This window comes from Lysobacter soli (genome assembly GCF_003382285.1).
GTDB lineage: Bacteria > Pseudomonadota > Gammaproteobacteria > Xanthomonadales > Xanthomonadaceae > Lysobacter_J > Lysobacter_J soli.
This window is the reverse complement of record NZ_QTJR01000012.1, coordinates 89401-109457: the sequence shown is the minus strand read 5'-3', so window position 1 is coordinate 109457 and position 20057 is coordinate 89401. Positions and strand designations below refer to the sequence as shown.

Genomic DNA, 20057 nt, shown 5'->3' with positions numbered 1-20057 from the left:
GCATCGCCAGCGTCGCGCAGGAAACGCCGGCACTGGACGATCCGGCGCTGGATTTCGTGCTCTCCGGCGATGCGGCCGTGTACGCGGCCATCGCCATGGAGCGCGACGCGATGGCGCGCGAGGACTGGGAAGCGGTCGCCGAGGCGCACCACAAGCTGGAAGAACTGGGCGGTTACGACGCCACCGCGCGCGCCGGCAAGCTGCTTCACGGCCTCGGCTTCACGCCCGATACGCACGAACGCGCGGTGAAGGAATTCTCCGGCGGCTGGCGCGTCCGACTGAACCTCGCGCGCGCGCTGATGACGCCGTCGGACCTGCTGCTGCTCGACGAACCGACCAACCACCTCGATCTCGACGCGGTGCTGTGGCTGGAGCAGTGGCTGCTGAAGTATCCGGGCACGCTGCTGCTGATCTCGCACGATCGCGAGTTCCTCGACGAGGTCACCACGCACACGCTCCACCTGCACGACGGCAAGGGCAAGCTCTACACGGGCGACTACACCGCGTTCGAGCGCCAGCGCGCCGAGCACCTGCGCCTGCAGCAGATCACGCACGAAAAGGTGCAGGCCGAGCGCGCGCACCTGCAGAGCTTCATCGACCGCTTCAGCGCCAGCGCCGCGAAGGCCAAGCAGGCGCAGTCGCGCGTCAAGCGCCTGGCCAAGATGCAGAACACCGAAGCCGTGCGCGTGGAGCGCGCGCTGCGCATCGAATTCCCCGCGCCGGCGAAACTGCCGCACGCGCTGTTGCGCATCTCCGATGCCGATTGCGGTTACGGCAACCACGTCGTGCTCGACAACATCCGCTTCGTGCTCGAAGCCGGCGACCGCGTCGCGCTGCTGGGGCCGAACGGCGCCGGCAAGTCGACGCTGGTGAAGTCGCTGGTGGGCGAGATCCCGCTGCTGTCGGGCGAGCGCGGCGGCCATCCGGACCTGCGCATCGGCTACTTCGCGCAGCACACGGTGGAATCGCTGAAGGAAGGCACCAGCCCGATAGATCACCTTGGCGAAATTGCGCCGGGCGTAGCGACGCAGCAGCTGCGCGATTTCCTGGGCAAGTGGAATTTCCCGGGCGATCGCGCGTTCGAATCGGTCGACGGATTCTCCGGCGGCGAGCGCGCGCGACTGGCGCTGGCGCTGATCGCGTGGCGCAAGCCGAACGTGCTGCTGCTCGACGAGCCGACCAACCACCTCGACCTCGACATGCGCGAAGCATTGGCCGAAGCGCTGGCGAGTTTCGACGGCGCCATCGTGATGGTGTCGCACGATCGCCATCTCATCGGCCTGGTGTGCGAGACGTTCTGGCGCGTCGCCGATGGCGTCGCGCAGCCGTTCGACGGCGACCTCGATGCGTACGCCGTGTGGCTGCGCACTCGCGATTCCGCCGCGGAAAAGCCGAAGGCGCCGGTCGCCGCAGCGCCCGCGCCGAAGACCGCATCGAAGGGCCCCAAGGTCAACGCGCACAAGCTCGCGCAGGCCGAGGCGCGCGTGGCGGAGCTGGAATCGAAGCTGCACACGCTGGACCTGGACCTCGCCGACCCGGACAAGTACACCGGCGGCGGCACCGACGCGGCGGCGCTATCGAAGCAGCGCGACCAGGTCGCCGCCGAACTGGCGAAGGCGGAAGAAGCGTTGCTGGGGTTGTACGACGCGTAATCGCTGTCACGCGTGCGTTCAGCTGAAACTCTTTGCCGTCATTCCCGCGAAGGCGGGAACCCATCCATCCGGCGCATCACGCCTGATGGATCGTGCAGCGCGCAAGATCAGGATGGTTCCAGCTTTCGCTGGAACGACGAGTGCGGCCGCGGCCGGTTGATGGCGTGACGGCCTGGGTCCCGGCGTGCGCCGGGATGACGGTCAAATTGCCGCTCAGCGTTCAATCATCTCCCCCAGCACCGCACGCCCCTCGATCGCTACCGCGACCGGCTCGCCATCCCGCACGGTCACGGCGACGTCCATGAAACCACCGCGCCCCGCGCCATTGCGCTGACGGGCGCGGAAACGCGCCTCGCCATCGCGCGCCGGCAGCAGCCCGTGCTTCACCAGCCATGCGCCCATCGGGCCGTTCGCGTTGCCGGTCACCGGGTCTTCCTCGATGCCGATGCCCGGCGCGAACATGCGCCCGTGCGTCAGCGCGTCGTCGTCGGGCGCGACATCGAGCGTGAAAACGAAATAGCCGCGCGTGCCGGTGCGCTCGTCCAGCGCCGCCAGCCGCGCCATGTCGGGGCGCAGCGTGCGCAGCCGCTCGCGACTGCGGATCGGCACCATCAGCTTGCCGTGGCCGGTGCTCACGAACTGCACCGGGCCGCGTGGATCGAGTTCGTCGAAGGCCAGGCCCAGCGCGTCGGCGAGTTCGCGCACCAGCGCATCCGACAAGGGCTCGTCGAAGGCCGGCGGGTTCTGGTGGATGCGGACCGCGATGCCGTCGGCGTCCTCGCGCGTTTCCACCTGCTGGACGCCGGCGCCGGTGAGCTGCCGGCGCACGCCGCGCGTGCCGCCTTCCAGTGCGAGCGCGAAGTGCGCGCCGACCGTGGCGTGCCCGCACACCGGCACTTCGGTGGTTGGCGAGAAGAAACGCACGTGGAGGTCATGGTCGTCGCCTTGCGCAGGCAGGACGAAGGCGGTCTCGGAGTGGCCCAGTTCGGCGGCGATCGCCTGCATCTGCGCGTCGCCGAGGCCGCGGGCGTCGGCGACCACGCCGGCGGGGTTGCCTTCGCCGCGTGCGGTGGTGAAGGCGTCGATCCGGTAGATGCGCAGCGGGGCCATTCCGTGTTCCTGCCTGGGGGAGGGCGCAGTCTAGGGTGCCTGCCCGGCGCGCAGGCGGCGTGGGACGCTGGGTTGCGGGATTGTCGCGGTCGCCGATCAGGCTCGCGGGGCCGCCCGCGGGCGGGCTCGCGGCCCCGGGAAACGCCCGGGAGCTTGAAAACCCCGCATTCGCCGCCAGAATGCCCGCCTGACTTTGCAACGCCCGTCGTGCCATGCCGATCTATGCCTTCGAATGCGCCGCCTGCGGCCACTCCTTCGACCGCCTGCAGAAGATGTCCGACGCCGACCCGGTCGACTGCCCGTCCTGCGGAGCACCGCAGGTGCGCCGGCAGCTGACCGCCCCGCAGTTCCGCCTTGCCGGGGGCGGCTGGTACGAGACCGACTTCAAGAAGGACGGCGACAAGAAGCGCAACCTGGCCGGCGACGGCGGTTCGGCGCCGAAGTCCGAGTCCAAGCCCGCCGAGAGCAAACCGGCGGAGAAGAAGGCGGACACGCCGGCCTCCAAGCCCTCCACCTGAGGCTCGGGGGCGAGCACCGGCGCGAAGCTCGCTCCGGTGCCCGCGGCTGCCGCTAAAATGCGCAGTTCTCCGGCCACGCGGCCGGATCGCGAAACCTGGAGCCCCCATGCGTACCCATTTCTGCGGCCTCGTCGATGAGGCCCTGATCGGCCAGACCGTCACTCTGTGCGGCTGGGCCGACGTCGCCCGCAACCTCGGCGGCCTTTGCTTCATCGACCTGCGCGACCACGAGGGCATCGTGCAGATCGTGGCCGAGCCGACGACGGATGCGGCGCTGGGCGCAGGCGAGGCCAATGCGGCCGTGATCGCCACCGCCGCCGACGTCGGTTACGAGGACTGCCTGCGCGTGACCGGCGTCGTGCGCAAGCGCGAATCGGTGAACGCGAAGATCCGCACCGGCCAGGTCGAAGTCGTCGCGACCAAGATCGAAGTCCTCAACAAGGCCGAGCCGCTGCCGTTCCACGCGCACGAGAACCCGGGCGAGGACATCCGCCTGAAGTACCGCTACCTCGACATGCGCCGCCCCGAGATGCAGAAGATGATGCGCACGCGCATCAAGCTGGTGCAGGCGCTGCGCCGCTACCTCGACGAACGCGGTTTCCAGGACATCGAGACGCCGATCCTGACCAAGGCGACGCCGGAAGGCGCGCGCGACTTCCTCGTGCCGGCGCGCATGCATCCGGGCGAGTTCTACGCGCTGCCGCAGTCGCCGCAGCTGTTCAAGCAGATCCTGATGATGGCCGGCTTCGACCGCTACTACCAGATCGCGCGCTGCTTCCGCGACGAGGCGCTGCGCGCCGATCGCCAGCTCGAATTCACGCAGCTCGACATGGAGTTCGCGTGGGTGTCCGAGCGCGACGTGCAGGACACGGTGGAGGAAATGATCCGCGTCGTGTTCCGCGACGTGATGGGCGTCGAGCTCGCGGCACAATTCCCGCGCATGACCTACGCCGAGGCGATGCGCCGCTACGGTTCGGACAAGCCGGACCTGCGCATCGCGCTGGAATTCACCGACATCGCGCAGCTGGTGAAGTCGTGCGAGTTCAAGGTCTTCACCGACTGGGCGAACCATGAGGACGGCCGCGTCGTCGCGCTGCGCGTGCCGGGCGCCTCGACGCTCAGCCGCAAGCAGATCGACGACTACGCCGCCTACGCCGGCAAGTTCGGCGCGAAGGGCCTGGCGTGGATGAAGGTCGAAGACGCGTCGAAGGGCCGCGAAGGCATCAACTCGCCGATCGCGAAGTTCCTCGACGACGCGACGCTCGCCGCGATCGTGCAGGCCACCGGCGCGACCACCGGCGATGCGATCTTCTTCGGCGCGGCGACGTACAAGTCGGCGTCGGACTTCATGGGCGCGCTGCGTCTGAAGGTCGCGAAAGACCTCGGCCTCGTGGCGGAAGGCTGGGCGCCGCTGTGGGTCACCGATTTCCCGATGTTCGAGTGGGACGACGAGGAGAACCGCTACGTCGCCCTGCATCACCCGTTCACCGCACCGGCCGTGGATTCGATCGACGACCTGCGCGCCAATGCGAAGACCGCGGTGTCGCGCGGCTACGACATGGTGCTCAACGGCAACGAGATCGGCGGTGGTTCGATCCGCATCCACAACTCGCAGATGCAGAGCGCGGTGTTCGACCTGCTGGGCATCGGCGCGGAAGAAGCCGAAGGCAAGTTCGGCTTCCTGCTCGACGCGTTGAAGTTCGGCGCGCCGCCGCACGGCGGCATCGCGTTCGGCATCGACCGCATCGCCGCGCTGATGGCGGGCACCGAGTCGATCCGCGACGTGATCGCGTTCCCCAAGACCACCACTGCGCAATGCCTGATGACCGGCGCTCCGTCGCCGGTGCCGGACAAGCAGCTGGCGGAAGTGCACATCCAGATCCGTGAAAAGCAGGAAGGGAAGTAAACGATGAGCGAAGTTCCGTTTGACCTGGAGTGGGAAGCCCTCGGCGAAGCCGGTTCGGCCGCTGGCGCGGGCCTGGTGACCGAGCGCGCGCAGGTGTTCGGCGGCTGGCTGGTGCGCACGCGCGTCGCCGGCGTGGTGTCGCTGGCGTTCGTGCCGGACGACCAGTTCCGCTGGGACGGTGAGGATTTCGGCGACGAGTACGAGGAAGAGGACGAAGACGCCGAAGAGGACGAGGAAGACGAAGAGTCCGACGAGGACGAGGAAGAGGACGACCAGTAAGGATGGAGCTGCGTCGCGCGACGGTTTCGGATGCGCAGGCGCTGTCGGCGCTTTCGTCGACGTGCTTCACCCAGACCTTCGGCCATCTGTATCCGCCGCAGGATCTGTCGCATTTCCTCGACGAGGCCTACGCCCCCGCGGCGTGGGCCTCGTTGCTTTCAGATTCCGCGTACGCAACGTGGCTGCTGGAACGCGGCGGCGTCGCGATCGGCTACGCCACCGCGGGCGCGTGTTCGCTGCCGCATGCGGACGTCGCGCCTGGCGACGGCGAGCTGAAACGCCTGTACGTGCTGCAGGAGCACCAGGGCGGCGGGCGCGGTTCGCGCCTGTTCGATGCGGCGCTCGCGTGGCTGCTGCGCGATGGCCCACGCACGCTGTGGATCGGTGTCTGGAGCGAGAACCACGGAGCGCAGCGGTTCTATGCGCGCCACGGCTTCGAGCACGTGGGCGATTACGACTTCGTGGTCGGCAATACGCGCGACCATGAGTTCATCCTGCGGCGCGGGGCCTGACGCTGGCGGGACGGGCCGTTGATTCCGGCCCCGGCGCCCACACCCCGACTCTCATGACCGACCACGCCGAACCCCGCCGGGTCCTGCTGATCCACGGCCTCTGGATGCCGCGGCTGTCCATGCACTGGCTGGCGCGGCGGCTGCAGGAGGCGGGTTTCGCGACCGAACTGTTCGGCTACCCGACCATCGCCGGCGGGCCGGAGGCGGCGCTGCCGATGCTGGCCCAGCGCCTTCGCAAGCGGCCGGCGCACGTGCTGGCGCATAGCCTCGGCGGGTTGGTGACGCTCACCGCGCTGGAATCCGAGCCGGATCTGCCGGTACGGCGCGTCGTGTGCCTCGGCTCGCCCCTGCGCGGCAGCGCGGCGGCGCAGACGCTGGCGGGGCAGGCGTGGAGCAAGCCGTACCTCGGGCGCAGCGCCCGCCTGCTGCGCAGCGGCTGCCAGCCGTGGCGTGGGCAGGCCGCAGTCGGGATGGTCGCCGGCCGCACGCCGCTGGGCCTGGGCCGCTACTTCGGCCGTTTCGACGGCGACAACGACGGCACCGTCGCCGTCGAGGAAACCCGCCTGGAGGGGCTCGCCGACCACGTGGTGATCCCCACCAGCCATACCGGCCTGCTGTTCTCGCCCGATGCGCTGCAGCTGGCGGTCGGTTTCTTCCGCGACGGCCGCTTCCCGGCGCGCGGCAGCGACGGCGGTATCGAGTAAAATTCCCCGCTTCGAACGATTGAAGCTGGACGGTTCCATGGGCAGAGGTCCCTCCATCGAGGCGCGCAAGAACGCGGTCGACGCGCAGCGCGGCAAGATCTTCACCAAAGTGATCCGCGAGATCGGCGTGGCCGCGCGCAGCGGCGGCGGCGATCCGGCGGGCAATCCGCGCCTTCGCGCGGCGATCGACAAGGGCCTGTCGGTCAACATGTCCAAGGACGTGATCGAGCGCGCCATCAAGAAGGCCACCGGCGAGCTGGAAGGCGTGGTCTACGAGGAAATCCGCTACGAGGGCTACGCCCCGGGCGGGGTGGCCGTGATCGTGGACTGCCTGACCGATAACAAGGTCCGCACCGTGGCCGACGTGCGCCATGCGTTCGGCAAGTTCGGCGGCAACCTCGGCACCGACGGCTCGGTGTCCTTCATGTTCAAGAAGCTCGGCGTGCTGTCCTTCGCCGCGGGCGCGAACGAAGAGAAGATCACCGAGCTGGCCATCGACGCGGGCGCGGACGACGTGGTCGTCTACGACGACGGCGCGATCGACGTGGTGACCGCGCCGGACGCCTTCGCCGGCGTCAAGTCGGCCATGGAAGCCGCCGGCCTGACGGCGGATTTCGCCGAAGTGACGATGCGCGCCGACAATGACATCGCCGTGGCCGGCGAAACCGCACAGCAGGTCGTGAAGCTGCTGCGCTGGCTGGAAGACATGGACGACGTGCAGAACGTCTATTCCAACGCCGATCTCGACGAGGGCGCCTACGCCTGACCTGAGGGTCGGACGCAGGCAAACCACGTGATGACCCGCATCCTGGGCATCGATCCCGGCTCGCAGCGCACGGGCGTCGGCGTCATCGACGTCGCGCCCGACGGCCGCTGCACCTACGTGCACGCGCAGGCGCTGGTGCTGTTGGAAGCGGAGGATTTCCCGTCGCGCCTGGGCCTGCTGTGCGACGGGCTCGAAGCGCTGCTGGATGAGTGGCAGCCACAGCAGATCGCGATCGAGACCGTCTTCATGGCGAAGTCGGCGACTTCGGCATTGAAACTCGGCCACGCGCGCGGCGCCGCGCTGGCGACGGTCGTTCGCCGGCGGCTTCCGGTCCACGAATACGCGCCGCGCGTGATCAAGCAGTCGCTGGTCGGCCGCGGCGCCGCCGACAAGGAGCAGGTCCAGCACATGGTGCGCCTGCTGCTGAACCTGCCCGGCATGAAACTGCAGGCCGACGCCGCCGACGCGCTGGCGATCGCGCTCACCCACGCCCACATGAGCGCCACCGCGGCGCGCACGGGCGTTGCGACCCATCTTTTGCGGAGACGCGGGGCATGATCGGAAGGTTGAAGGGCACGCTCGTGATGAAGCAGCCTCCCTGGCTCGTCGTGGACGTCAACGGCGTCGGTTACGAGCTCGAGGCACCGATGAGCACGTTCTACGACCTGCCGGACCTCGGCCGCGAAGTCTCGCTGTTCACGCATTACGCGCAGAAGGAAGACAGCGTGGCGCTGTACGGCTTCCTGCGCGAAGGCGAGCGCCGGCTGTTCCGCGACGTGCAGAAGGTTTCCGGCATCGGCGCGAAGATCGCGCTGGCGGTGCTGTCGGGCGTGTCGGTCGACGAGTTCGCCCGCCTGGTGCAGGCCGGCGACATCACCGCGCTGACGCGCATCCCGGGCATCGGCAAGAAGACCGCCGAACGCATGGTCGTGGAACTGCGCGATCGCGCGGCCGATCTTGCCGGCGTCGGCGCGACGCTGAACGTGCCGGGCGCTGCCGGCGACGCGCAGAGCGAGGCGGTGATCGCCCTGCAGCAGCTGGGCTACAAGCCCGCCGAGGCCGTGCGCATGGCGCGCGAGGCCACCGAGGCCGGCGACGACGCTGCCGCCATCATCCGCAAAGCGCTAAAGTCCGCGCTTCGCTGACACCCACACCAGATCTGCGGCGTTCCGGCGTCGCCCCTGTCGATCCCATCCCATGTCCCTTCCCGCATCCGATTCGCGCAGCCATGGCCACGATCACGGCCAGGGCAAGGGGCTGGCCGGCCTCATCGTTGGCGCGATCGGTGTCGTCTTCGGCGACATCGGCACCAGCCCGCTGTACACGCTGAAGGAAGCCTTCTCACCGCACTTCGCCGAGCGCCTGGGCATGGTGGTGAACGAGGCGACGGTGCTGGGCATGCTGTCGCTGGTGTTCTGGGCGCTGATGATCGTGGTGACGGCCAAGTACGTCACCATCATCATGCGCGCCGACAACCAGGGCGAGGGCGGCATCATGGCGCTGATGGCGCTGGCCCAGCGCACGCTGCCGAAAGGTTCGCGATCGGCGTATGTGGTCGGCATCCTCGGCATCTTCGGCGCGTCGTTGTTCTTCGGCGACAGCGTGATCACGCCGGCGATCACCGTGCTGGGCGCCGTGGAAGGCTTGGAAATCGCCGCGCCCGGGCTGCACCGCTTCATCGTGCCGCTGTCGGTGGTGATCCTGGTGCTGGTGTTCCTGGCGCAGCGCTTCGGCACCGAAAAGGTCGGCCGCGTGTTCGGCCCGGTGATGCTGGTGTGGTTCCTGTCGCTGGCGGCGATCGGCATCTACAACATCGCCAAGGCGCCGGCCGTGGTGGCCGCGCTCAATCCGATGTGGGGCATGCGCTTCTTCATGGAGCACGGCAGCCTGTCGGTGATGATCCTGGGCGTGGTGGTGCTGGCCGTCACCGGCGGCGAGGCGCTGTACGCCGACATGGGCCACTTCGGCGCGCGTCCTATCCGGCACGGCTGGTATTTCATGGTGTTGCCGTGCCTGACGCTGAACTACCTGGGGCAGGGCGCATTCGTGCTCGCGCACCCCGAAGCGGTGAAGAACCCGTTCTTCGAAGCCGTGCCGCCGTGGGCGCTGTATCCGATGATCATCCTGGCGACGATGGCGGCGGTGATCGCCTCGCAGGCCGTGATCACCGGTGCATATTCGGTGGCCAGGCAGGCCATGCAGCTGGGCTTCCTGCCGCGCATGCAGATCAAGCACACCTCGCGCGAAACCATCGGCCAGATCTACGTGCCGGGCATCAACTGGCTGCTGATGATCGCGGTGCTGGCGGTGGTGCTGGCGTTCCGCAGCTCCACCGCGCTGGCGACGGCGTACGGCATCTCGGTGTCGGCGACCATGCTGATCGACACGCTGTTGCTGGCGCTGGTCGCGCGCGCGCTGTGGCCGCGCTGGCGCACCTGGGTGCTGCCGTTGTGCCTGGTGTTCTTCGTCGTCGACGTGGGCTTCGTCTTCGCCAACGGCGCGAAGTTCTTCGACGGCGCGTGGTTCCCGCTGCTGCTGGGCGTGGTCGTGTTCACGCTGCTGCGCACCTGGCGCCGCGGTCGCGAACTCCTGCACGACGAAGTCCGCAAGGAAGGCATCGGGCTGGACACCTTCCTTCCCGGCCTGATGCTCGCGCCGCCCGTGCGCGTGCCGGGCACGGCGATCTTCATGACCGCCGACAAGGGCGTGGTGCCGCACGCGCTGCTGCACAACCTCAAGCACAACAAGGTGCTGCACGAGCGCAACGTGTTCCTGACTGTGGAAACGCTGAACATTCCGTACGCGCCGAAGGAAAAGCGCCTGAAGATCGAGTCGATCGCCGGCGAGGACTTCTACCGGGTGCTGATCAGGTTCGGCTTCATGGAAGTGCCCGACGTGCCGCTCGCGCTGATGCGCTCCTGCGACGCCGGCGGCACCTATTTCGATCCGATGGACACGACGTATTTCGCCAGCCGCGAAACCGTGGTCGCCAGCCGCCACCGCGGCATGCCGATCTGGCGCGACCGCCTGTTCGCCTTCATGCATCGCAACGCGGCGCCGGCGACGGGTTTCTTCCGGATTCCGGGCAACCGGCTGGTGGAGCTGGGCGCGCAGGTCGAGATCTGACCGGCAGGGAGCGTGCCAGCGACCTCGTGAGGCCTGCCGTTGTGAGGCATGTCCCTGTGCCGCATGCGCCACGCGTGCGAACATAACCGGATGAACGATTCCCGCATCATCGCCGCCGGCGCCACGCGCGAGGACGAGGCCATCGAGGCCTCGATCCGCCCCAAGCGCCTGGACGAGTACCTCGGCCAGCAGCCGGTGCGCGAACAGATGAAGATCTACATCGAGGCGGCCAAGGCGCGCGGCGAGGCGCTGGACCACGTGCTGATCTTCGGGCCGCCGGGCTTGGGCAAGACCACGCTGAGCCATGTCATCGCCAACGAACTCGGCGTCAACCTGCGCCAGACGTCGGGACCGGTGATCGAAAAGGCGGGCGATCTGGCGGCGCTGCTGACCAACCTGCAGCCGCACGACGTGCTGTTCGTGGACGAGATCCACCGCCTCTCGCCCGCGATCGAGGAAGTGCTCTATCCGGCGATGGAGGACTACCAGATCGACATCATGATCGGCGAAGGCCCGGCCGCCCGTTCGATCAAGCTCGACCTGCCGCCGTTCACCCTGATCGGCGCGACCACGCGCGCGGGCCTGCTGACCGCGCCACTGCGCGACCGCTTCGGCATCGTGCAGCGGCTGGAGTTCTACAACGCCGAGGAACTCACGCGCATCGTGCGGCGCTCGGCGCACATCCTCGGCATTTCGTGCGAGCCCGAAGGCGCGGCGGAAATCGCCCGCCGTTCGCGCGGCACGCCGCGCATCGCCAACCGCCTGCTGCGCCGCGTCCGCGATTACGCGCAGGTGCGCGCGGGCGGGGCGATCACGCGCGGAGTGGCCGACGCGGCCATGGCGATGCTCAAGGTCGATCCGGAAGGCTTCGACGACATCGACCGCCGCCTGCTGCACACCATCGTCGATTCCTTCGACGGCGGACCGGTCGGCGTGGAATCGCTGGCCGCGGCGTTGAGCGAGGAGCGCGGGACGATCGAGGACGTCATCGAGCCGTACCTGATCCAGCAGGGTTTCCTGATCCGTACCGCCCGCGGCCGCATGGCGACGCCGAAGGCCTATCGGCACATCGGCCTCAAGCCCAAGCCCGGCACGGGCGGACTCTTCGAGGAGGCCTGACGTGTCGGAAGCCACGATTGGGGCGACGTTCAGTTGGCCGACACGCGTCTATTGGGAAGATACCGACGCGGGTGGGGTGGTCTATCACGCGCAGTACCTGGCCTTCATGGAGCGCGCCCGCACCGAGTGGATGCGCGCCCACGGCTACGGCCAGGAACTGCTGCGGCGCGAACACGACCTGGTGTTTGCGGTGCGTGCGATGCAGATCGATTTCCTCAAGCCGGCGCGACTGGACGATGCGCTGGAAGTGGAAGTCGAGCTCACCGAATGCCGGCGCGCGAGCGCGGTGTTCGCGCAGACGATCCGCCGCGGCGACGAGGTGCTGCTGACCGCGCAGGTGCGCGTGGCGGCGCTCGATGCCGCCGGTTTCCGCCCGCGCGGGATCCCCTCGCCGCTGCTGGACGAGCTCAAGTCGCTCGAACGGCCGCGTTGAGCGGCGTCCGGGCATTCACCCCGAAACGACAGTCGTCCGTTAAAGACATTCGTTGCAATCAGTCCCGCACGACGGGCACGGAGAACCAAGCATGACGCCACTGCTGACCGCGCTGCAGGCCACGACGGTCGAGGCCCTTCCGGAAGACGCCGCCAACACCGCGGCCAATGCCGCGCAGGCCGTGACCGCCGGTGCCGCCGGCGACAACAGCCTCAACCTGCTCACCCTGGTGCTGCACGCCAGTATCCCGGTGCAGCTGGTGATGTTGCTGCTGCTGTTCGGTTCGATCGCCTCGTGGGTGATCATCTTCCGCAAGAAGCGCGTGCTCGACCGCGCCGCGCGCGAGGCCGACCAGTTCGAGGAGCGCTTCTGGTCCGGCGCCGAACTGTCGAAGCTTTACGCCGGTTCGACCGAGCGCAATCGCGACATCTCCGGTCTGGAAGCGATCTTCGAAGCCGGCTTCCGCGAGTTCAGCCGCCTGCGCCAGCGCCGCGGGGCCGACAGCCGCATGCAGCTGGAAGGCGCGCAGCGCGCCATGCGGGCCACGGGTTCGCGCGAGATCGACGGCCTCGAACACAACCTCGAGTTCCTCGCCAACGTTGGTTCGATCAGCCCGTACGTCGGCCTGTTCGGCACGGTGTGGGGCATCATGATTTCGTTCCAGGGTCTGGCGAACATGAAGGAGGCGACGATCGCCACCGTCGCGCCGGGCATCTCCGAAGCGCTGGTCGCCACCGCGATGGGCCTGTTCGCCGCAATCCCGGCGGTGTGGGCCTACAACCGCTTCGCGACCAAGGTCGAGCGCATCGCTGTTCGCTACGACGCGTTCTCCGAAGAGTTCTCCTCGATCCTGCAGCGCCAGGTCGACGAGGTTTGATGCGAGTCGCTCGCAAAAGCCCGCACGCCGTCGTGCGGACTCTTCAACTGCCGCCCTGGTCGCTGACGCGCCGGGCCACCTGAGGAAGCCATGGCCGGAATCAACGCGCGCCGCCATCGCAAGCGCAAGCTCAAGGCCGAGATCAACGTCGTGCCGTACATCGACGTCATGCTCGTGCTGCTCATCATCTTCATGGTCACCGCGCCCTTGCTGAACCTGGGCGTGGACATCGACCTGCCGCAATCCAACGCCAAGTCGATCCAGGAAAAGAAGGACCCGGTGATCGTCAGCGTCGACGCGTCGGGCAACTACTTCCTGACCGTCAAGGCCGGCAGCAATGAAGCCGTAACCGCCGAAACCCTCACCGCGAAGGTCCGCGGCATCGTGTCGCAGAACCCGGACGTGGCGGTCTTCGTCGCCGGCGATGCCAAGGCCAACTACCAGAAGGTGATGGACGCGCTGGTGCTGCTGCAAGGTGCCAACGTCAAGAAGGTTGGCCTGATGAGCCAGCCCGATCAGGCCACGCAAGGCCAGGCCAACCAGGGCCGTCGCTGATGCGGGAAACGCGCGCCGACACCACGCAGGCGATCGTCGCGGCGCTGCTGCTGCACGTGCTGCTGTTCGGGCTGATGTTCATCGGCCTGTTCTGGACGCGTTCCAGTGCACCGGTGTCCGTGGCCGGCTCGCCGGTCGCGGCCGAACTGATCGACGCCAATGCGCTGTCGCCGGCGATGCAGCGCACGCTGCGTGATCGTCCCAAGCCGGTGGAAGAAGAAGTTCCGCCGCCGCCGGAGCCCGAGGACGTCGCGCCGTTGCCGCAGCCGCTGCCCGAGCCGGTGCCGCAGGACGCCGTCGCGCCGCCGCAGCAGGCGCCGCAGGATTTCATTCCGGTACCCGACACCGAGAACCAGGAAGCGGTCGTCGAAACGCCCACGCCGACGCCTGCCGAAGAAAAGAAGGCGCAGGAGCTCAAGCGCAAGCAGGAGCAAGTGGACCTGACCGAGCAGAAGCGCCAGCAGGAAGTCGAGCAGCAGCGTCGCCTTGCCGCACAGCAGGAACAGGAACGCCAGCAGAAGCTCGCCGAGATCCGCAAGAAGCGCGAGCAGGCCGCACGCGAGGCCAACCTCGCCGAGCAGCGCCTGCGTCAGATCGCCGATGTACGCGCGCGCCAGTCGTCCGAAACCTCGCCGAGCAGCGGCAGCGATGCCGCCAGCCCGCCGCCGGGCAACAACGGCGTCGATACCGGATTGAAGGCGCGCTACGCCGCGGCGCTGCAGGAAGCGATCCTCGCCAAATGGACCCGCCCGGAAACCGTGCCGGTCGGCGCGCGTTGCACGCTGCTGATCCGCCAGCTCCCGGGCGGGCAGGTGATGAGCGCGGAAGTGTCATCGCCCTGCGCCTACGATGAGCAGGGCCGGCGCTCGATCGAGGCCGCCGTCCTCAAGGCCCAGCCGCTGCCGTACGCCGGCTTCGAATCGGTGTTCTCGCGCAACCTGACGCTGAACTTCACCGCGCAGGATCGCTGAGGCCGCTCGGGCGGCCTCGCGGCGGCAGGGCGGGGTGGTCGGTTGCGCCCTCGCGGGGTTCAGCTTTGAGGCGGCGTTCACCTGCCGGCGTTAACAATTACAAAGCTGAACGGATTGCCTCGCGCGGTCCGCCGACCGGAACGGATTGAAGACTGGAGTGCCGATGAAACGATCCCTCGCCTGGCTGGCTTCCCTGCTCGCCCTGTTGCTGCCCCTGTCCGCCATGGCCCAGCAAGGGCTCGAGATCGACATCGTCGGCGGCAACGCCGCGGCCATGCCGATCGCCGTCGTGCCGATGCCCTACCAGGGCAGCGCGACCGCACCGCAGACGGACGTCTCCGAAGTGGTGGCCGCCGACCTGGCGCGCTCGGGCCAGTTCCGTCCGCTGCCGGCGGCCGACATCACCGAGAAGCCCACGCGCGGCGGGGAGATCAACTATCCCACCTGGCGCGCGCTCAACCAGGACTACATCGTCGTCGGCCGCGTGCTCGATGCCGGTGCCGGCAGTTTCCGCGTCGAGTACGAACTGTTCGACGTGGCCAAGCAGCAGCGCCTGCTCGGTTTCGCGCTGACCGCACGCGCCAATGCGATGCGCGATGTCGCGCACCAGATCGCCGATGCCGTGTACGAGAAGATCACCGGCGTGCGCGGCGCGTTCTTCACCCGCATCGCCTACGTCACGGCCACCGGCACCGGTCGCGCCGCGCAGTACGCGCTGATGGTCGCGGACTCGGATGGCTTCAATCCGCAGACCGTCGTGCGCTCGCCCGAACCGCTGCTGTCGCCGTCGTGGAGCCCGGATGGCAACCGCCTCGCCTATGTCAGCTTCGAAGGCGGCAACTCGTCCATCTACATCCAGAACATCTCGACCGGCGCGCGCGAACTGGTCGCCAAGTACCGCGGCATCAACGGTGCGCCGTCGTTCTCGCCGGACGGCCGTCGCCTCGCGCTGACGCTGTCGCGCACGGGTAATCCGGAGATCTACGTGATGGACCTGGGCAGCAAGAACCTGACCCAGTTGACCAACCACTTCGCCATCGACACCGAACCGACGTGGAGCGCCGACGGCGGCACGATCTACTTCACCTCCGACCGCGGCGGCCGTCCGCAGATCTATTCGGTCCCGTCCAGCGGCGGCAGCGCCACGCGCGTGACCTTCCAGGGCAGCTACAACGCCAGCGCCAGCGTGTCGTTCGACGGCAAGAAGATCGCCACCGCACAGGGCAACGGCAACAACTACCGCATCGCGCTGATGGACAGCAGCCTCGGCGCTGCGCGTTGGAGCACACTTTCGCCCGGCTCGCTGGACGAGTCGCCGAGCTTTGCCCCCAATGGCGCGATGATCCTTTATGCTGCGCGCGAGGGCCGCCGGGGCGTGCTCTACGCCGTATCGTCCGACGGCCGGGTGCGTCAGCGCCTGGTGCTGGCGGATGGGGACGTGCGTGAGCCGGCCTGGGGGCCGTTCCGTTTGCCGCGTTGATATACGAAAGCGGTGTATTTACTTAGCAATTTGCCCCGATCTGACCCACGCCCGTTTTGACGAGGAATAACCATGAATAACACCACTCGCGTCCTGCTCGCCGCCGTGCTCTGCACCGCGGCCGTGGCCTGCTCCAAGAAGGTCAAGGAAACCCCGGTTGCCGAAACCACCCCGCCGCCGGCCCAGACCGAGCAGCCCGCCACCTCGGGCGTGTACGGCCCGGCCGACCTCGACACGGACGCCTGCCTGCGCCAGCGCGTCGTGTACTTCGATTTCGACCAGGACACCCTGCGTCCGGAGTTCCAGGCCATCGTCGGCTGCCACGCCAAGTACCTGCGTGACCGTCCGTCCTCGCGCATGACGCTGGAAGGCCACGCCGACGAGCGCGGCAGCCGCGAGTACAACCTGGGTCTGGGCGAGCGCCGCGGCAACGCCGTGTCGTCTGCCATCCAGGCCAACGGTGGCTCGGGCAGCCAGATCACCGTGACCAGCTACGGCGAAGAGCGTCCGGTCTGCACCGACTCGAACGAGGATTGCTGGGCCAAGAATCGTCGCGTCGAGATCGTCTACACCGCCAAGTAAGCGTTGATGATCCGCAAGACCGTACTCGCCATGGCATTCGCAGCGGCCCTCGTGGCCGCTGCGCCTGCCGTTGCGCAGCGCGCCAGCCTGGCCGATCGCGTGACTGTTCTCGAACAGCAGGCGGCCAACAACCAGGGCAACGTCGACCTGCTCAATCAGGTCACCCAGTTGCGCAACGAGATCCAGGCCCTGCGTTCCCAGGTCGAGGAACTGCAACAGCAGAACCAGCAGCTGATGCAGAGCTCCAAGGCCCAGTACCTGGACCTGGACGGTCGTATCAATCGCCTGGAGAGCGGCGCGGTCGTTCCGCCCGCTCCCGGTGCGACGCCGGCGCCGGCGGGCAGCAAGCCCGCCGCGCCATCGGCATCGGCCAAGGACCGCCCGCCGGCGGTCTACGGCGACAAGGGCGCGATCGCCAAGAGCGGCGATGAGCGCGTTGCCTATGACGCCGCGTTCAACGCGCTCAAGGGCGGCGACTACGTCGAGTCGGCCCGGCTGTTTCAGGCCTTCATCGAAACCCACCCGGAAGGCGCCTACACGCCCAACGCGCTCTATTGGCTGGGCGAAAGCTACTACGTCACCCAGAACTACCAGATGGCCCAGCTGCAGTTCCAGTCGCTGCTGGACCGTTACCCGACCCACGACAAGGCCCCGGGCGCGATGCTCAAGATCGGCCTGTCGCAGTTCAACCAGAAGCAGGTCGAGGCCGCCGAGCGCACGCTCGCCGACGTGTCGACCAAATACCCCGGCACCGACGCCGCCCGCACCGCCAGCGACCGCCTCAACGCGATCCAGCTCGGCCGGCTGCGCTGATCCGCTAAAATGGCGGGATGAACGCCGTCCCCCCCGATGCGGCCGTCGCATCGTCCGACCGGCTGCGCATCACCGAAATCTTCCTGTCCCTGCAGGGCGAAGCACGCGCGATCGGCTGGCCGACCGTCTTCGTCCGCCTGACCGGCTGTCCGCTGCGCTGCCAATACTGCGACACCGCCTATGCCTTCCATGGAGGCGAGTGGTGGCAGATCGACGACATCCTGGCCGAGGTCGCCCGCCACGGCGCGCGGCACGTCTGCGTGACCGGCGGCGAGCCGCTGTCGCAGAAGCGCTGCATCAGCCTGCTCAAGCGCCTTTGCGACGAGGGCTACGACGTCTCGCTGGAAACCTCTGGCGCGATCGACATCGCCGACGTCGACCCGCGCGTGTCGCGCGTGCTCGACATCAAGACGCCGGGTTCGATGGAGGTGCACCGCAACCTCTGGTCGAACCTGCCGCTGCTGACGCCGCATGACCAGGTGAAGTTCGTGATCTGCTCGCGCGAGGACTTCGACTGGGCAAAGGACGTCGTCGCGGAGCATCGCCTGACGGACGTCTGCGACGTTCTGTTCTCGCCGAGTTTCGCCCAGATCAAGCCGAGCGACCTGGCCGACTGGATCGTCGCCGAGCGCCTGCCGGTGCGATTCCAGCTGCAACTGCACAAGATTCTATGGAACGACGAGCCCGGCCGCTGAGCCGGTTCGTTTTCGAGGAAACGCTATGAAGAAAGCCGTCGTCCTGGTTTCGGGCGGGATGGACTCCGCCGTCGTCGTCGCCATCGCCCGCGCGCAGGGCTTCGACGTGCACGCGCTCAGCGTCCGCTATGGGCAGCGCCACACGTCCGAACTCGATGCCGCGCAGCGCGTCGCCGACTCGCTCGGTGCCGTCGCGCACAAGACGGTCAACGTCGACCTGCGCAGCATCGGAGGTTCCGCGCTGACCGACGAAACCATTACCGTGCCGACCGACGCGGATGGTCACGCCGTCGGACAGGACGCACCGAAGGACGCGATTCCGGTGACCTACGTGCCGGCGCGCAACACGATCATGCTGTCGGTCGCGCTGGGCTGGGCCGAAGTGCTGGGCGCCAACGACCTCTTCTGCGGCGTCAATGCCGTGGATTACTCCGGCTATCCCGATTGCCGGCCGGAATTCGTCGAGGCGTTCGAGAAGCTCGCCAATCTTGCGACCAAGGCGGGCGTGGAAGGCGCGGGCATTCGCGTGCACGCACCGCTGCAGTTCATGAGCAAGGCCGACATCGTGCGCGAAGGCGTGCGCCTGGGCGTGGATTTCGCGCAGACCGTGTCGTGCTACCAGGCCGACGACGAGGGCCGCGCCTGCGGGCATTGCGACGCGTGCCGCCTGCGTGCCGAAGGTTTCGCCGCGGCCGGTGTCGCCGATCCCACGCGTTACGTCTGAACGAGACCTCGCACGCGACGGGCACGCGTCACCTGCACCGTCACGGCGCCCTGCGCTAGAATGCACGCCCCGGCGCAACGCCGGGAACGCGTTCCGCACCGCGGACGCTGATCTTCAAGTGGGCCGTTAGCTCAGTCGGTAGAGCATCGGACTTTTAATCCGCTGGTCGATGGTTCGAATCCATCACGGCCCACCAATTCGACAGGCGCGACGCACCGCCAGTTCGTAGTTCTGCGGCGACCTGGACCTGTCACTCGGCTTCGCTTGTTAGCAATCGCCGTAGTACCGGCCAACCGCATGCGCGCGCGAATATCGCGACCAAGCCGGATGGTTGCCGATGGTGCCGAATGCGCAGGTCGGAGCAATCTCGACGCGCCGGATCACCAATATCGTGCAAAACATGACAAGCGATCCAACCGCGAGACTCCTGGCCAACAACGCGCGAGTTCGCCACGTGCGTCATCCACCGGCAACGAAGCGAAGTCGCCGACGCTCACTCCGCCTCAAGCAGATGGATGTCGTCCGGATGCACGCGATAAAGGTGGGCCGGGCAGGAGAAAGCCGGTTCGCGATCGGTCGGCAGCGTGTCCCAGCGTCCCTGCGCGGAATTGCGGGCGCTCTCGTCCAGGTGCCAGGCCTGGATGCGTGCGCCCATGGCGAATGCGGCGCGAAGCGCGGCATGGTCATCGATGCGGTTCATGGGGGCCTCGTGTTGCGGAATCGATGCGCATGCATCGGAGTGCAAACGATGGACCCGGCGCGTCCCAGGCGTTAAGACGCCGGCGCAGCGGTTCTACATGGGTTCATGCGCGATGGAGCGACCACATCGGCGAACCATGAATGGACGATGCATGCGGCGGCAGCCGCCGCATGCATCGCGAAGGGCGCTTACTTCAGCGCGTCCTTGAGGGCCTTGCCCGGCTTGAACGCCGGCACGATGGTGGCCGGGATCACGATGTCCTCGCCGGTCTTCGGGTTGCGGCCGGTGCGGCCGGCGCGGTTGCGCGCCTCGAAGGTGCCAAAGCCCACCAGGGTCACGGCTTCGCCGTTCTTCAGCGTGGCGGTGACGGACTCGACCAGCGCATTGAGCGCCGCCTCGGCCTGGGACTTGGTGAGCTGCGAACGCTCGGCGATGGACTCGACCAGCTGTGCCTTGTTCATGCGGATTCCTGATTGGAAGGGCCGCGTAGCATACAGGCTAGCCGCCGATGTCTCATGTCCGAGGCCCGCCGGAC

The 20057-nt window shown here is 67.9% G+C and carries 23 protein-coding genes and 1 tRNA gene; 21 read left to right on the top strand and 3 right to left on the bottom strand.

The window, feature by feature from the left end; genetic code table 11:
- Window positions 1-1652 (top strand): ABC-F family ATP-binding cassette domain-containing protein (locus DX912_RS15165; RefSeq protein ID WP_115843774.1); only part of this gene is annotated, 1652 nt, incomplete at its 5' end.
- Between the two features lie 213 nt (window positions 1653-1865).
- Here the strand turns inward: DX912_RS15165 and DX912_RS15160 are convergent.
- Entirely contained in the window at window positions 1866-2762 is an 897-nt protein-coding gene (locus DX912_RS15160) for a PhzF family phenazine biosynthesis isomerase (protein WP_115843771.1), read from the bottom strand.
- Between the two features lie 212 nt (window positions 2763-2974).
- Here DX912_RS15160 and DX912_RS15155 point away from each other — a divergent pair, with 212 nt between their 5' ends.
- The 20 genes from DX912_RS15155 to DX912_RS15060 all read left to right on the top strand — a co-directional run bounded on the left by DX912_RS15155 (window position 2975) and on the right by DX912_RS15060 (window position 19018).
- Window positions 2975-3280, top strand: a complete 306-nt coding sequence (locus DX912_RS15155; RefSeq protein WP_115843769.1) for an FmdB family zinc ribbon protein — start codon at window positions 2975-2977, stop codon at window positions 3278-3280.
- Between the two features lie 106 nt (window positions 3281-3386).
- Window positions 3387-5186, top strand: a complete 1800-nt coding sequence (gene aspS / locus DX912_RS15150; protein ID WP_115843767.1) for an aspartate--tRNA ligase — start codon at window positions 3387-3389, stop codon at window positions 5184-5186.
- A gap of 3 nt (window positions 5187-5189) precedes the next feature.
- Window positions 5190-5465 (top strand): DNA primase, encoded by a 276-nt coding sequence (locus tag DX912_RS15145; protein ID WP_115843765.1) that lies wholly within the window; start codon window positions 5190-5192, stop codon window positions 5463-5465.
- Window positions 5466-5467: 2 nt separating this feature from the next.
- Entirely contained in the window at window positions 5468-5977 is a 510-nt protein-coding gene (locus DX912_RS15140) for a GNAT family N-acetyltransferase (RefSeq protein WP_115843763.1), read from the top strand.
- Window positions 5978-6030: 53 nt separating this feature from the next.
- Window positions 6031-6681 carry an esterase/lipase family protein gene (locus DX912_RS15135; RefSeq protein WP_115843761.1) on the top strand — a complete coding sequence of 217 codons (651 nt, stop codon included), beginning with the start codon at window positions 6031-6033 and terminating at the stop codon, window positions 6679-6681.
- A gap of 37 nt (window positions 6682-6718) precedes the next feature.
- Window positions 6719-7447 carry a YebC/PmpR family DNA-binding transcriptional regulator gene (locus tag DX912_RS15130; protein WP_115843791.1) on the top strand — a complete coding sequence of 243 codons (729 nt, stop codon included), beginning with the start codon at window positions 6719-6721 and terminating at the stop codon, window positions 7445-7447.
- Between the two features lie 30 nt (window positions 7448-7477).
- Complete coding sequence (gene ruvC, locus DX912_RS15125; protein WP_115843759.1) at window positions 7478-8005, top strand: crossover junction endodeoxyribonuclease RuvC; 528 nt, start codon at window positions 7478-7480, stop codon at window positions 8003-8005.
- Window positions 8002-8592 carry a Holliday junction branch migration protein RuvA gene (gene ruvA / locus DX912_RS15120; RefSeq protein ID WP_115843757.1) on the top strand — a complete coding sequence of 197 codons (591 nt, stop codon included), beginning with the start codon at window positions 8002-8004 and terminating at the stop codon, window positions 8590-8592. The genes ruvC and ruvA overlap by 4 nt, the downstream gene beginning before the upstream one ends.
- Window positions 8593-8644: 52 nt before the next feature.
- A complete protein-coding gene (locus DX912_RS15115; protein WP_115843755.1) occupies window positions 8645-10573 on the top strand; it encodes a potassium transporter Kup in 1929 nt (642 codons plus the stop codon).
- A gap of 90 nt (window positions 10574-10663) precedes the next feature.
- Window positions 10664-11692, top strand: coding sequence for a Holliday junction branch migration DNA helicase RuvB (gene ruvB, locus DX912_RS15110; RefSeq protein WP_115843753.1), 1029 nt, complete (start codon window positions 10664-10666; stop codon window positions 11690-11692).
- Window position 11693: 1 nt separating this feature from the next.
- A complete protein-coding gene (gene ybgC, locus DX912_RS15105) occupies window positions 11694-12125 on the top strand; it encodes a tol-pal system-associated acyl-CoA thioesterase (RefSeq protein ID WP_233433608.1) in 432 nt (143 codons plus the stop codon).
- A gap of 91 nt (window positions 12126-12216) precedes the next feature.
- Window positions 12217-13002, top strand: coding sequence for a protein TolQ (tolQ, locus tag DX912_RS15100; RefSeq protein WP_115843749.1), 786 nt, complete (start codon window positions 12217-12219; stop codon window positions 13000-13002).
- A gap of 90 nt (window positions 13003-13092) precedes the next feature.
- Window positions 13093-13557 (top strand): protein TolR, encoded by a 465-nt coding sequence (gene tolR / locus DX912_RS15095; RefSeq protein ID WP_115843747.1) that lies wholly within the window; start codon window positions 13093-13095, stop codon window positions 13555-13557.
- Window positions 13557-14528: a cell envelope integrity protein TolA gene (tolA, locus tag DX912_RS15090; RefSeq protein ID WP_115843745.1), complete on the top strand. Its 972-nt coding sequence runs from the start codon at window positions 13557-13559 to the stop codon at window positions 14526-14528. Before tolR ends, tolA begins: the two co-directional genes overlap by 1 nt.
- A gap of 163 nt (window positions 14529-14691) precedes the next feature.
- Window positions 14692-16008: a Tol-Pal system beta propeller repeat protein TolB gene (tolB, locus tag DX912_RS15085; protein ID WP_115843743.1), complete on the top strand. Its 1317-nt coding sequence runs from the start codon at window positions 14692-14694 to the stop codon at window positions 16006-16008.
- 72 nt (window positions 16009-16080) lie between these two features.
- Complete coding sequence (pal, locus tag DX912_RS15080) at window positions 16081-16590, top strand: peptidoglycan-associated lipoprotein Pal (RefSeq protein ID WP_115843741.1); 510 nt, start codon at window positions 16081-16083, stop codon at window positions 16588-16590.
- A 9-nt stretch (window positions 16591-16599) separates the two neighbouring features.
- Window positions 16600-17403, top strand: coding sequence for a tol-pal system protein YbgF (ybgF, locus tag DX912_RS15075; RefSeq protein ID WP_181902856.1), 804 nt, complete (start codon window positions 16600-16602; stop codon window positions 17401-17403).
- 17 nt (window positions 17404-17420) lie between these two features.
- Window positions 17421-18098: a 7-carboxy-7-deazaguanine synthase QueE gene (gene queE, locus DX912_RS15070; RefSeq protein ID WP_115843739.1), complete on the top strand. Its 678-nt coding sequence runs from the start codon at window positions 17421-17423 to the stop codon at window positions 18096-18098.
- 25 nt (window positions 18099-18123) lie between these two features.
- Window positions 18124-18822 carry a 7-cyano-7-deazaguanine synthase QueC gene (queC, locus tag DX912_RS15065; RefSeq protein WP_115843737.1) on the top strand — a complete coding sequence of 233 codons (699 nt, stop codon included), beginning with the start codon at window positions 18124-18126 and terminating at the stop codon, window positions 18820-18822.
- Window positions 18823-18942: 120 nt separating this feature from the next.
- A tRNA-Lys gene (locus tag DX912_RS15060) sits at window positions 18943-19018 on the top strand.
- Between the two features lie 297 nt (window positions 19019-19315).
- On the opposite strand, the gene DX912_RS15055 is transcribed toward DX912_RS15060, so the two are convergent.
- Window positions 19316-19522, bottom strand: a complete 207-nt coding sequence (locus DX912_RS15055) for a hypothetical protein (protein WP_115843735.1) — start codon at window positions 19520-19522, stop codon at window positions 19316-19318.
- A 188-nt stretch (window positions 19523-19710) separates the two neighbouring features.
- Window positions 19711-20019 carry an HU family DNA-binding protein gene (locus DX912_RS15050; RefSeq protein ID WP_267896525.1) on the bottom strand — a complete coding sequence of 103 codons (309 nt, stop codon included), beginning with the start codon at window positions 20017-20019 and terminating at the stop codon, window positions 19711-19713.
- Window positions 20020-20057: the final 38 nt, after the last annotated feature.

Bases quoted from the DNA above. Each gene is read 5' to 3' on its own strand.
- DX912_RS15160 (WP_115843771.1), bottom strand. From the start codon at position 2,762: ATGGCCCCGCTGCGCATCTACCGGATCGACGCCTTCACCACCGCACGC.
- DX912_RS15155 (WP_115843769.1), top strand. From the start codon at position 2,975: ATGCCGATCTATGCCTTCGAATGCGCCGCCTGCGGCCACTCCTTCGAC.
- aspS (WP_115843767.1), top strand. From the start codon at position 3,387: ATGCGTACCCATTTCTGCGGCCTCGTCGATGAGGCCCTGATCGGCCAG.
- DX912_RS15145 (WP_115843765.1), top strand. From the start codon at position 5,190: ATGAGCGAAGTTCCGTTTGACCTGGAGTGGGAAGCCCTCGGCGAAGCC.
- DX912_RS15140 (WP_115843763.1), top strand. From the start codon at position 5,468: ATGGAGCTGCGTCGCGCGACGGTTTCGGATGCGCAGGCGCTGTCGGCG.
- DX912_RS15135 (WP_115843761.1), top strand. From the start codon at position 6,031: ATGACCGACCACGCCGAACCCCGCCGGGTCCTGCTGATCCACGGCCTC.
- DX912_RS15130 (WP_115843791.1), top strand. From the start codon at position 6,719: ATGGGCAGAGGTCCCTCCATCGAGGCGCGCAAGAACGCGGTCGACGCG.
- ruvC (WP_115843759.1), top strand. From the start codon at position 7,478: ATGACCCGCATCCTGGGCATCGATCCCGGCTCGCAGCGCACGGGCGTC.
- ruvA (WP_115843757.1), top strand. From the start codon at position 8,002: ATGATCGGAAGGTTGAAGGGCACGCTCGTGATGAAGCAGCCTCCCTGG.
- DX912_RS15115 (WP_115843755.1), top strand. From the start codon at position 8,645: ATGTCCCTTCCCGCATCCGATTCGCGCAGCCATGGCCACGATCACGGC.
- ruvB (WP_115843753.1), top strand. From the start codon at position 10,664: ATGAACGATTCCCGCATCATCGCCGCCGGCGCCACGCGCGAGGACGAG.
- tolQ (WP_115843749.1), top strand. From the start codon at position 12,217: ATGACGCCACTGCTGACCGCGCTGCAGGCCACGACGGTCGAGGCCCTT.
- tolR (WP_115843747.1), top strand. From the start codon at position 13,093: ATGGCCGGAATCAACGCGCGCCGCCATCGCAAGCGCAAGCTCAAGGCC.
- tolA (WP_115843745.1), top strand. From the start codon at position 13,557: ATGCGGGAAACGCGCGCCGACACCACGCAGGCGATCGTCGCGGCGCTG.
- tolB (WP_115843743.1), top strand. From the start codon at position 14,692: ATGAAACGATCCCTCGCCTGGCTGGCTTCCCTGCTCGCCCTGTTGCTG.
- pal (WP_115843741.1), top strand. From the start codon at position 16,081: ATGAATAACACCACTCGCGTCCTGCTCGCCGCCGTGCTCTGCACCGCG.
- queE (WP_115843739.1), top strand. From the start codon at position 17,421: ATGAACGCCGTCCCCCCCGATGCGGCCGTCGCATCGTCCGACCGGCTG.
- queC (WP_115843737.1), top strand. From the start codon at position 18,124: ATGAAGAAAGCCGTCGTCCTGGTTTCGGGCGGGATGGACTCCGCCGTC.
- DX912_RS15055 (WP_115843735.1), bottom strand. From the start codon at position 19,522: ATGAACCGCATCGATGACCATGCCGCGCTTCGCGCCGCATTCGCCATG.